Annotated in this window: 10 protein-coding genes; 7 read left to right on the forward strand and 3 right to left on the reverse strand. The window is 68.1% G+C overall.

Annotated elements, in window-relative coordinates; genetic code table 11:
* Nucleotides 1-808: porin family protein (locus tag JWQ05_RS17875; RefSeq protein ID WP_299661231.1), on the forward strand; the 808-nt coding region annotated here is incomplete at its 5' end.
* Between the two features lie 215 nt (nucleotides 809-1023).
* Nucleotides 1024-1773, forward strand: a complete 750-nt coding sequence (locus JWQ05_RS17880) for a DUF2076 domain-containing protein (RefSeq protein WP_299661236.1) — start codon at nucleotides 1024-1026, stop codon at nucleotides 1771-1773.
* 62 nt (nucleotides 1774-1835) lie between these two features.
* On the opposite strand, the gene JWQ05_RS17885 is transcribed toward JWQ05_RS17880, so the two are convergent.
* Entirely contained in the window at nucleotides 1836-2672 is an 837-nt protein-coding gene (locus JWQ05_RS17885; RefSeq protein WP_299661239.1) for a L,D-transpeptidase, read from the reverse strand.
* Between the two features lie 246 nt (nucleotides 2673-2918).
* Here JWQ05_RS17885 and JWQ05_RS17890 point away from each other — a divergent pair, with 246 nt between their 5' ends.
* The 4 genes from JWQ05_RS17890 to moaD are packed head-to-tail and all read left to right on the forward strand — an operon-like array spanning nucleotide 2919 to nucleotide 6765.
* Nucleotides 2919-3653 carry a protein phosphatase CheZ gene (locus JWQ05_RS17890; protein ID WP_299661242.1) on the forward strand — a complete coding sequence of 245 codons (735 nt, stop codon included), beginning with the start codon at nucleotides 2919-2921 and terminating at the stop codon, nucleotides 3651-3653.
* A 60-nt stretch (nucleotides 3654-3713) separates the two neighbouring features.
* Nucleotides 3714-5840, forward strand: a complete 2127-nt coding sequence (gene uvrC / locus JWQ05_RS17895) for an excinuclease ABC subunit UvrC (protein WP_299661245.1) — start codon at nucleotides 3714-3716, stop codon at nucleotides 5838-5840.
* A gap of 58 nt (nucleotides 5841-5898) precedes the next feature.
* The gene (pgsA, locus tag JWQ05_RS17900) at nucleotides 5899-6498 is read left to right on the forward strand and encodes a CDP-diacylglycerol--glycerol-3-phosphate 3-phosphatidyltransferase (protein WP_299661259.1); all 600 of its coding nucleotides are present in this window, start codon (nucleotides 5899-5901) and stop codon (nucleotides 6496-6498) included.
* 15 nt (nucleotides 6499-6513) lie between these two features.
* Complete coding sequence (gene moaD / locus JWQ05_RS17905) at nucleotides 6514-6765, forward strand: molybdopterin converting factor subunit 1 (RefSeq protein ID WP_299661247.1); 252 nt, start codon at nucleotides 6514-6516, stop codon at nucleotides 6763-6765.
* 10 nt (nucleotides 6766-6775) lie between these two features.
* Here the strand turns inward: moaD and JWQ05_RS17910 are convergent, their stop codons facing one another.
* Nucleotides 6776-7696 (reverse strand): metal ABC transporter substrate-binding protein, encoded by a 921-nt coding sequence (locus JWQ05_RS17910; protein ID WP_299661250.1) that lies wholly within the window; start codon nucleotides 7694-7696, stop codon nucleotides 6776-6778.
* A 185-nt stretch (nucleotides 7697-7881) separates the two neighbouring features.
* Between JWQ05_RS17910 and JWQ05_RS17915 the strand changes: the two genes are divergently transcribed.
* Nucleotides 7882-9657 carry an ABC transporter transmembrane domain-containing protein gene (locus JWQ05_RS17915; RefSeq protein WP_299661253.1) on the forward strand — a complete coding sequence of 592 codons (1776 nt, stop codon included), beginning with the start codon at nucleotides 7882-7884 and terminating at the stop codon, nucleotides 9655-9657.
* Nucleotides 9658-9739: 82 nt separating this feature from the next.
* Here the strand turns inward: JWQ05_RS17915 and JWQ05_RS17920 are convergent, their stop codons facing one another.
* Entirely contained in the window at nucleotides 9740-9943 is a 204-nt protein-coding gene (locus tag JWQ05_RS17920; protein WP_299661256.1) for a hypothetical protein, read from the reverse strand.
* Nucleotides 9944-10439 lie beyond the last annotated feature (496 nt).

Raw genomic sequence — 10439 nt, forward strand, 5'->3', positions numbered from 1 at the left:
CGATCTTCCGCGCCGCGCGGCTCCCCCGGTGTTCGTGCCGGTGCCGGTGTTCACCTGGACCGGCTTCTACGCCGGTTTCAACGCCGGCTACGGCTTCGGCACGGGCAACGACGACAACCGCACGACCACGGATCTGGCCACCGCCCCCGCTTTCCTGCCCGGCACCGTCGGCGGTGTGGCCTTCAACAATCGTAACACCAACGAAGGCTTCGTTGGCGGCGGTCAGATCGGCTACAACTACCAGTTCACCCCGGGCTCCGGCTTCGTGATCGGCGTCGAGGCCGACGCCCAATACGTCGATTTCGGCGCGCAGCGGAACAACGGCACGTTCATTGGTGGCTACAACCCCAACAACCTCGTTGCCGTGAACCCGAACGGCCTGTCGGGCCTCGACTACTTCGGCACCGTCCGTGGTCGCCTCGGCTACGCCTTCGACCGCACCCTCGTGTACGGCACCGGCGGCTTCGCCTACGGCGGCGGCGGCGGCTCCGATTTCGGCCTGCCCAACAGCAGCCGCAACGATTTCCGCACCGGCTGGGCCGCTGGCGGCGGCATCGAATACGCCCTGCCGACCGACTCGTTCCTGAACTTCTTCAAGTCCTCGGCCGTCACGCTCAAGGTCGAAGGCCTGTACGTGAACCTCGACCGCGACAACCGGAACAACGGCGTGTTCGCCTACTCGCCCGCAACGGGTGCCACCTACTCCGTCAACACCCCCGGCGTCGTGACGGCTGGCTACAACAACCGTCGCTCCGACGAGTTCGTCGTCGTCCGCGCCGGCGTGAACTACAAGTTCGGCTCCTACTAGTCCCGGATTTCGGACGCCGGTTCCGGCGTCCGATGCTCAGAGAGCCTGGCCTCACGGCCAGGCTCTTTTCGTTTGCGCGCACACATTCGAAACCCGCCGATGCATCCGGAACGGCAAAGTTCGCGTTGAACCCCTGACAAAGGCCGGTGGCACCCCCATCTGTGACCCGCCCGTGCGGGTGGCTATCCGCCGGCTGGCCCCAGGAGGACAACTCCATGAACAGCGAAGAACGCGACGTCATCGGCGGCATTTTCCAGCGCCTGGAGCAGGCTTCGAGCCAGCCCCGCGACGCGGAAGCCGAACGCTTCATTGCGGACAAGCTCCGCGCGCAGCCCTACGCGCCCTACGCGATGGCGCAGCTCATCTACGTGCAGGAAGAGGCGATCAAGAGCCTAAACCAGCAGCTCGAGCAGGCCCGCCAGTCGTCCCAGCAGCAACCTCAGGGTGGCGGCGGCTTCCTCTCCAGCATCTTCGGCGGCGGATCGTCCCGCCAGCCCGAGCCGCCCCGTCAGGGCGGAGCCTGGGGCAATCAGGGCGGGCAGCCCGGTTACGGGCAGCAGCCGGGCTATGGCCAGCAGCCAGGATACGGGCAGCAGCAGCCGGGTTACGGCGGTCCGCAGCAGGGTGGCCCCTGGGCCGGCCAGCAGGCAGCTCCGGCCCGCGGCGGCGGCTTCATGGCGACGGCGCTTCCGATGGCGGCGGGTGCCGCCGGCGGCATGCTCCTCGGCAGCGCACTGTCGAACGCCTTCGCGGGCGGGCATTCCTCGCTCGGCAGCGCCGCGGCGGCGGGCCTCGGCGGTTCCCCGAACATCACCGAGAACAACTACTTCGGTGGCGGCAACGACGATCTCGGCTCGGCCCTGGGCGGCAGCGGCAACGACGTTCAGGACGCCTCGTTCGGCAATGATGCCGGCGGCGATTTCGGTGGCGACCTCGGCGGCGGCGGCGACGACGACTGGGTCTGATCAATCATGAGGTCGGCGCCGCACATCGCGGCGCCGACCTCATCGACGAGAAGGCATCGGGTTCAGAGCACCTCGACGCGCGTGCCGACGGGCGTGCGCTCGTAGAGATCGATGACATCCTCGTTCATCATCCGGATGCAACCCGACGAGACGTTCTGCCCGATCGTGTGCGGCTCGTTCGTGCCGTGAATGCGGTAGAGCGAGGAGCCGAGGTAGAGGGCGCGGGCGCCGAGCGGATTGCCGGGGCCGCCCGCCATATGGCGCGGCAGGTCCGGCCTGCGGCGGACCATCTCGGCCGGCGGCGTCCAATCCGGCCATTCGCGCTTCTGGCTGATCGTCTTCAGCCCCGACCAGGCGAAGCCCGGTCGCCCGACGCCGATCCCGTAGCGGATCGCCTGTCCACCCGGCTGGACCAGATAGAGAAACTTCGCGGGCGTATCGACCACGATGGTGCCGGGGCGTTGCGGCCCGTCATAGGCGACGACCTGGCGGCCGTAACGCGGATCGGGTGCCCGCGCGATCGCCTCGACGGCGGGCTCCTGGGCCGGCGCCTGGGGGAGCGCGGCCATGCGCATCGGCGCGCGTGCGCGGACATCGGAGAGCTGGGGTTCCGGCTCCAGAGGTACGCGGTCACCGGAATTGAGGTAGCGCGGACTTCCCGGGCCCCCGTAGCCATAGGCGCCCGAATGTCCCGGCAGCACGCCATCGTCGGGGAGCGCCCCGCGCGCGGACCGCACCGGCATCGTCCCACGCGCCGGGCGGTCGTCGCTCATGAGGAACTCGATGAAGCCGCCGCCATAGGCGCCCGACCGTGCCGGCCCCGCCGATTGCGCTTTCGCGCCCTGCCCCGCCAATCCCGCCGCCAGGCAGGCGACAGCCACGCACCAATCGAACCGCATGCTCGTCAACGCTCCACGCCGGACCGAACCCTTGCGTGGGTTCGACGTGCCCGGAGGATCGACGCGGGTGGCAAGCACGCGGTGAAGGAACGTGGTGAATCATCCCGTACCGAACGACTGCGAACAATTGCGCGGATTCAGCGTGAACGCTCCGTAAAGGTTGCCGGAGCGTTGCGGCGTTCAAGAAATCGCAACGAGTCTGCTTCACGATCAGGTGGCTTCCCTCCTGCCGGCTGATCGCGACCGATGACCATGAAACGTTACCGCATCGAGGACAGCCTGGGACTGGCGAGCCCGATCGTCGCGCCGGAGGCGGTAGTCTCGGCCGAGGCGGCGAACCTGAACAACAAGCGTCTCGAGGAAATTCTGGCCGCGATCCAGGACCTGCGCAAGGTCACGCAGACCAGCACGGTCGAGACCATCGACGCCTGCCGGCGCGAGCTCAACGAAGCCTTCGCGATGCGCTCCGAGCTCGACATCATGAAGGACGCGATCACCCGTACCAAGCAGGAGATCGCCACCCTCTATCGCTCCGAGAACACCGGCAAGGGCATGCGCCGGGTCGCGGGCGAACTCGACGCCGTCGTCGACTCCACCGAGCGCGCCACCAGCACGATCCTGGGCGCCATCGAGGAGATCGAGACCAACGCCAGCATGCTGCGCGCCATGACCACCACCATGGCCGGGCGCGAGAACATCGACGCGATCCTCGAGCGCGTCGTCATCGCCTTCGAGGCCTGCAACTTCCAGGACCTCACCGGCCAGCGCATCAACAAGATCGTGGGCGTCCTGAAGTTCATCGAGGAGCACCTCGACCGGATGATCGAGGCCTGGGGCGGCCTCGACACCTTCAGCGAACTCCTCGGTGTCGCCCCCGCCAAGGCGGACATCGACGACGAGAGCTCGCTCCTCAACGGGCCGAGGCTCGCCGACGACATCGGCCATGTCGACCAGGGCGACATCGACGCGCTGTTCGATTGAGGGGCAGCGTCCCGCGACGCGCCCCTTCCTTCTCGAATCCCCGACGCTTAGATCAGCGGCATGAGCCGCGCCCCCGCGAACGATCGATCCGCCCAAGATTTGCGATCCGGCAAGGACCTGCGATCTTCCAAGGACCTGCCGCCGGACGGGTTCGACGACGCGGACGCGTTCCGCGAGGATTCCGCTAAGGATCTTTCCGAGGACACCTCCGACACGGCCCAGGCAGACGACGCCCCCGAGATCGATTTCGATTTCGAGGAGGGCGCGGTCAAGGCCGGCACCGAGGTGATCCGGCGCTTCTGGACCACCCTGCCGACCTCACCCGGCGTCTACCGGATGTTCGACGACAAGGGCGACGTGCTCTACGTCGGCAAGGCCAAGAACCTGAAGGCGCGGGTCGGCTCCTACGCCCGTGGCCAGGCACATTCCAATCGCATCGCGCGAATGATCTCGCAGACGGCGGCGATGGAATTCGTCACCACCGCCACCGAGACCGAGGCGCTGCTGCTCGAGGCCAACCTGATCAAGCAGCTGAAGCCCCGCTTCAACGTGCTGATGCGGGACGACAAGTCGTTTCCCTACATCCTGGTCACGGCGGATTCGGAGGCGCCGCAGATCGTGAAACATCGCGGCGCGCGCCGGCGCAAGGGTAGCTATTACGGCCCCTTCGCCAGCGTCTGGGCCGTGAACCGCACGGTGAACGCCCTGCAGCGAGCCTTCCTGCTGCGCACCTGCACCGACAGCTATTACGAGAACCGCACCCGGCCCTGCTTGCTCTACCAGATCAAGCGCTGCTCCGGCCCCTGCACCGGCGAGATCGATCTCGGCGACTACCAGGGCCTCGCCGACAGCGCCAAGAGCTTCCTCGCGGGCAAGTCGAACGCCGTGAAGGACCGCATGCGCGAAGAGATGCAGGCGGCCTCCGAGACGATGGAGTTCGAGCGCGCCGCGCGCTTTCGCGACCGGATCGCGGCGCTCTCGGCCATCCAGGGAACGCAAGGGGTGAATACGCAAGGGGTGGAGGAGGCCGACGTCTTTGCCCTCGACGAGCAGGCCGGCCAGTTCTGCATCGAGGTGTTCTTCTTCCGAAACTTCCAGAATTGGGGCAACCGCGCCTACTTCCCCAAGGCCGATCGCTCCATGACGCCGGACGAGGTGCTGGCCTCGTTCATGGGCCAGTTCTACGACGACAAGCCGGCGCCCCGCCTCGTCCTCGTCTCCCACGTCATCGAAGATGCCGAGTTGCTGGCCGCCGCCCTGTCGAGCCGCACCGAGTACCGCGTCGACATCCACCAGCCCCAGCGCGGCGAGCGCAAGAACCTCGTCGAGTACGCCCAGCGCAACGCCAAGGAGGCGCTCGGCCGGCGCCTCGCCGACACAGCCTCGCAGGGCAAGCTCCTCGTGGCGCTCGGCCAGTCCTTCGGGCTGGCGGCCGCGCCCCGGCGCATCGAGGTCTACGATAACTCGCACATCATGGGCACGAACGCGGTGGGCGGCATGATCGTGGCCGGTCCGACGGGTTTCGCCAAGCAGCACTACCGTACCTTCAACATCAAGTCCGAGGAGCTGACCCCGGGCGACGATTACGGGATGATGCGGGAGGTGCTGCAACGGCGCTTCAAGCGCCTCGTCAAGGAGAACCCACGCACCGCGCGGGAAGCCGCCATCGCGGCGAGCGAGGGCGGAGCCGCCGAGCCCGTGGCCGAGGCGGCATCGGAGAGCGACACCCTGCCGGCCTGGCCCGACCTCGTCCTCGTCGACGGCGGCAAGGGCCAGTTGGATGCCGCGCGCGTCGCCCTGGAGGAGATCGGCGTGACCGACGTGGCGCTGGTGGGCATCGCCAAGGGCCGCGACCGCGACGCGGGGCGCGAGACCTTCTTCGTACCCGGCCGCCCCCCCTTCAAGCTGCCGCCGCGCGACCCGACCCTTTACTTCGTGCAGCGCCTGCGCGACGAGGCTCACCGCTTCGCGATCGGCAGCCACCGGGCCAAGCGCAAGCGGGAACTGATCCGCAATCCCCTCGATGAGATTGCCGGCATCGGTCCGAGCCGGAAGCGGGCGCTGCTCCACCATTTCGGGACCGTGAAGGCGATCCAGCGGGCCGCGTTCGAGGACCTGGCCAAGACCCCCGGGGTCAATGCCGCCACCGCGCGGGCGGTCTACGACTTCTTCCACACCCATGGTTGAAGAGAACGCGGCGCTGGACCGGTTGACCCCCAACACGGCGCATGGTTTCACGCCTCCGATGAATCCCGTCCTGACCCGACGCCGCTCGCCCGCCTGGACGCTGGCGAACTGCCTGACCTACGGGCGCCTCGTGGCGGTCCCGGTGGTCGTCGCGCTGCTGTATTGGCCCGATGAAGCGAGCGCGCGCTTCGGCGCGCTCGGGGTGTTCATCCTGGCCGCCATCACCGACTATCTCGACGGCTATGTGGCGCGCACCTACGACCAGAGTTCGGCGCTCGGGCGCATGCTCGACCCCATCGCCGACAAGCTGCTGGTCGCCGCCTGCCTGCTGATGCTGGCCAGCGACAACACCATCCACGGCTGGACCCTGTGGGCCGCCATCGTGATCCTCTGCCGCGAGATCCTGGTCTCGGGCTTGCGCGAGTACCTCGCCGAGCTGAAGGTGGGCGTGCCTGTGAGCAGGGTCGCCAAGTGGAAGACCACGCTGCAGCTCGTCGCCATCGGCTTCCTGGTGGCCGGTCCCGCCGGCGAGAGCATCCTGCCCGGCACCATCTGGACCGGCACGGCGCTGCTGTGGATCGCCGCCGCCCTGACGCTCTACACCGGCTGGGACTACATGCGCGCCGGCATCAAGCACGTCATCGACGACCCGCGCTGAAGGAGGGCCACCCCGATGAAGCTCGTCTATTTCGCCTGGGTGCGCGAGCGCGTCGGAAAGGCCGAGGAGACCGTCGCGCTTCCCGAGGGCCTCGTCACGGTAGCCGACCTCGTGGGGTGGCTGCGCGGGCGCGGCGAGGAATACGCCTACGCCTTCGAGACCACCGGCATCGTGCGCGCGGCCATCGACCGGGTCCACGCCAAGCCCGACGCGCCCATCGCGGGCGCCTCCGAGATCGCGTTCTTCCCGCCGATGACGGGCGGCTGAGGCGGCCCTCTCAGCGTTTGCCCAGCGCCGCCGCGAAGGCGGCGACGTTGTTGCGCATCATCGCCACGTAGGTCGGCGCCGGTCCGTCGGGGCCCGAGAGTGCGTCCGAGAACACCTTGCCGCCTATGGCCGCGCCGCTTTCGCGAGCGACCTGCTGCATCAGGCGAGGGTCGGCGATGTTCTCGAGGAACACCGCCGGAATCCGGTCCTTGCGGATCTGGCGGATGATCCGGCCGACGTCGCGCGGACTCGCCTCGCTGTCCGTCGAGACGCCCTGCGGTGCGATGAAGGTCAGCCCATAGGCGGCGGTGAAGTAGCCGAAGGCGTCGTGCGTGGTGATCACCCGGCGCTGCGCCGCCGGAATCGCGGAGATGGCCGCGCGCACTTCCACATCGAGGGCGTCGAGGGTGGCGAGGTAGGTCTTTGCGTTGTCGGCATAGGTCGCGGCGTGGTCGGGATCGATCCGCGCGAGCGCGTCGCGGATGTTGCCGACATAGACCCTCGCGTTGGCGATGTTCTGCCACGCATGCGGATCGTCGTGATGCGCGTGGCCATGCCCGTGATCGTCGTCCTCCGCCTCGATCGGCCTGACCCCGGCGGAAGCGACGACGATCGGCGCCTTCGTGCCCGAGGCCTTGATCAGCCGGTCGATCCAGCCCTCCAGGCCGAGCCCGTTGACGACGACGAGCCCGGCATCGGCGAGCGTCCGGGCATCGCTCGGCGCGGGCGTGTAGCCATGCGCGTCGGCGTTCGGCTGGACCAGGGTGGTCACCGCGACGCGGTCGCCGCCGACCTGGGCCACGAGGTCGCCGAGGATCGAGAAGGTCGCCACCGCGCGCAGCTTCGCCTCCGCCGCGCCCGCCTGTGCGACGAGACCGAGGAGGAGCGCGGCAACCAGAGGCACACGGGAGAACAGGCGCCAGGTCGGCATGGAATGGAATCCCTTCATCGAACCCGCCAGCCCATACTGTAACATTATCACATTTCCAACCCGCACGGCTTTCGCTTGATCTCTTGCGGTGGGGAACGCACACACCCTCGCAACCGCGACGGACCGGCCATCACGGCCCGGCGTTCTCGGGCGATCGCAAGCGGCACGGAAAGAGCGAAACCAGCATGGCGCGACGGGCGCTTCCCAAGGGCGACATCCTCCCCCTCCTGCGCCGGGTCTGGGACATCTGGCTGCGCCCGCACCGGGCGACGCTGGCGGTGGTGCTGGTGCTCATCGCCATCGTCGGCGTGGCGACCGGCCTCTACCCGACGCTGATCAAGCTCGCCTTCGACGCGTTCGACCGGAAGGATCTCGGGGCGCTGGCCTACGCGCCCGTCATCGTCATCGCCATCACGTCGATCCGGGGTTTCGCGCTGTTCGGCCAGACGGTGCTGACCAACCGGGTCGTGACCCGCGTCGAGGCCGACATGCAGGCGGCCCTCTACGCGCACCTCATCGATTCCGACCTGGCGCAGATCGGCCGCGAGAGCCCGGCGGCGTTCACGCAGCGCTTCACCACGGATTTCGCCTTCATCAAGGAGGCGTTGACCCGCATCTCCACGGTGCTCCTGCGCGACATCGCCATGCTGATCGCCCTGGTGGCGGCGCTGCTCTGGATGGACCCCCTCCTCACCCTGGTGGCCGGCGTGGTGGTGCCCTTCGTCGCAGGGCCCATCGGCCGCGTCGGCAAGAAGCTGCGCCGCGTCTCCACCAGCACGCAGGAGCGCATGGGCCTGACCGCGAGCCTCATCACGGAGAGCCTGCAGGGCGCGCGCATCGCCAAGACCTACGCGCTGGAGGGCTACCTGAAGGGCCGCGCCGCCGGTGCCTTCGAGGAGGTGCGCCGCCTGAAGATGAAGGCCGCCAACGCGCGCGGGCGCCTCGACCCGCTGCTCGAGATCGGCGGCGGCTTCGCGGTGGCGGCGGTACTGGCCCTGGTCGGCCAGCGGGTCACCTCGGGCGACCGAACGGTCGGCGATTTCACCGGCTACGTCACGGCGCTGCTCCTCGCCTCGCAGCCGATCCGGACGCTCGGCTCCCTCAACGCGATCCTGCAGGAGGCGGGCGCCGCCCTCACGCGCTACTTCGCCCTGATGGACGAAGCCCCCCTCATTCGCGAGCGGCCGGAGGCGCGGCCCCTTCGGATGGCGGGCGGCGCGATCCGCTTTGCCGGCGTGCATTTCCGCTACCGCGCCGACGCGCCGGCCCTGGAGGGCATCGACCTCACCGTCGCGGCCGGCGCGACGGTGGCGCTCGTCGGACGCTCCGGCTCGGGCAAATCCTCGCTCCTCAACCTCGTGCCGCGCCTCTACGACGTCACGGAAGGCTCGGTGAGCATCGACGGACAGGACATCCGGGCGGTGACGCTCGCCTCGCTGCGGGCGTCCGTGGCGGTGGTTTCGCAGGACGTGGTGCTGTTCGACGACACCATCGCGGCCAATATCGGCTTCGGACGGCCGGGCGCCAGCCGCGCCGAGATCGATGCGGCGGCCGAGGCGGCGGCCGCGCACGACTTCATCAGCCGCCTGCCCGAGGGCTACGACTTTGCCGTCGGGCCCTCCGGCGGGCGCTTGTCCGGGGGCGAGCGCCAGCGCATCTCGCTCGCCCGCGCCTTCCTGAAGGACGCGCCGATCCTGCTGCTCGACGAGGCGACCAGCGCCCTCGATTCGGAGTCGGAGCGCCTCGTCCAGTCGGCCCTCCAGCGCCTGATGACCGGGCGTACCACCCTGGTGATCGCCCACCGGCTCTCCACCGTGCGCAACGCCAATTGCATCGTCGTGATGGAGGCCGGCCGAATCGTCGAGACGGGCACGCACGACGCGCTGATCGCCTCGGGCGAGGCCTATGCGCGCCTGCACCGGATGCAGCTCTCGGGCGACGATTCGGACGCGGGCGCCTGAGCCGCGTTCCGGCCGGGGCCCGACATCGCAGGCGTGCCCCTGGACCGGCGGTGGTCGCGCTCAGGAAGCCCGCGGAGACCTTCTATTCGTCCTCGGAACGGTCGAGGGGCGATGCGGCTTGCCGACTCTCAACCTTCGTCAAGTTCGTGTCCCGGCAACCGATCTGCTCGCGTTCGAGATCGGAAGAGGCACGCGCGCATGCAAGTTCCGGCATGTCGTTCAGCTCGTCCGCGCGCGAAGATCCGATCGCCATCAGCACCATCAAGCTCGCGATTACTGTCTTCATGATATCCTCCTCCACCGTGAAATCAGTGTAGAAACGGTTCCGATTCGGACATCATTCATCCGGCGGATCGCGCTTCGAAGGCAGGAGGTAGCCGAACCCAGTCGATCAAGAATCGAACAACAAATGACGGTCGGATCGCAAAATCTTCACGGATCCAGTCGTTTGCAACAACGAAATTCAGGCGAGACCCGATCAAGTCGCCCGGTCGATGTCTTCGATTTTCTCGAACGGCGGGCCAACAGATCGCGCCAGCCGGGCTGGCACACATCTGCATTCCAGACCAAATCCACCATTTGGTGGATGTGACTGTCTCTTTTGGACTGATATTGGCCTTATCGTATTGCGCTTGACGTTCAGGCAAGGGGGGCCAGGCCAGTGCTCGAGACCCTGATCGACCGGATCTACGAGGCCGCGGGCACGCCTGAACTCTGGCCGAACGTCCTCCAATGTTTCGGAGACTATGCGCAGTCGGACGGCGCCGTGCTGATGATGCTCC

This window comes from Methylobacterium sp. (assembly GCF_028290105.1).
Classification (GTDB): Bacteria; Pseudomonadota; Alphaproteobacteria; order Rhizobiales; family Beijerinckiaceae; genus Methylobacterium.

Coding starts and splice junctions, on each gene's coding strand:
- JWQ05_RS17880 (WP_299661236.1), top strand. CDS start 1,024: ATGAACAGCGAAGAACGCGACGTCATCGGCGGCATTTTCCAGCGCCTG.
- JWQ05_RS17885 (WP_299661239.1), bottom strand. CDS start 2,672: ATGCGGTTCGATTGGTGCGTGGCTGTCGCCTGCCTGGCGGCGGGATTG.
- JWQ05_RS17890 (WP_299661242.1), top strand. CDS start 2,919: ATGACCATGAAACGTTACCGCATCGAGGACAGCCTGGGACTGGCGAGC.
- uvrC (WP_299661245.1), top strand. CDS start 3,714: ATGAGCCGCGCCCCCGCGAACGATCGATCCGCCCAAGATTTGCGATCC.
- pgsA (WP_299661259.1), top strand. CDS start 5,899: ATGAATCCCGTCCTGACCCGACGCCGCTCGCCCGCCTGGACGCTGGCG.
- moaD (WP_299661247.1), top strand. CDS start 6,514: ATGAAGCTCGTCTATTTCGCCTGGGTGCGCGAGCGCGTCGGAAAGGCC.
- JWQ05_RS17910 (WP_299661250.1), bottom strand. CDS start 7,696: ATGCCGACCTGGCGCCTGTTCTCCCGTGTGCCTCTGGTTGCCGCGCTC.
- JWQ05_RS17915 (WP_299661253.1), top strand. CDS start 7,882: ATGGCGCGACGGGCGCTTCCCAAGGGCGACATCCTCCCCCTCCTGCGC.
- JWQ05_RS17920 (WP_299661256.1), bottom strand. CDS start 9,943: ATGAAGACAGTAATCGCGAGCTTGATGGTGCTGATGGCGATCGGATCT.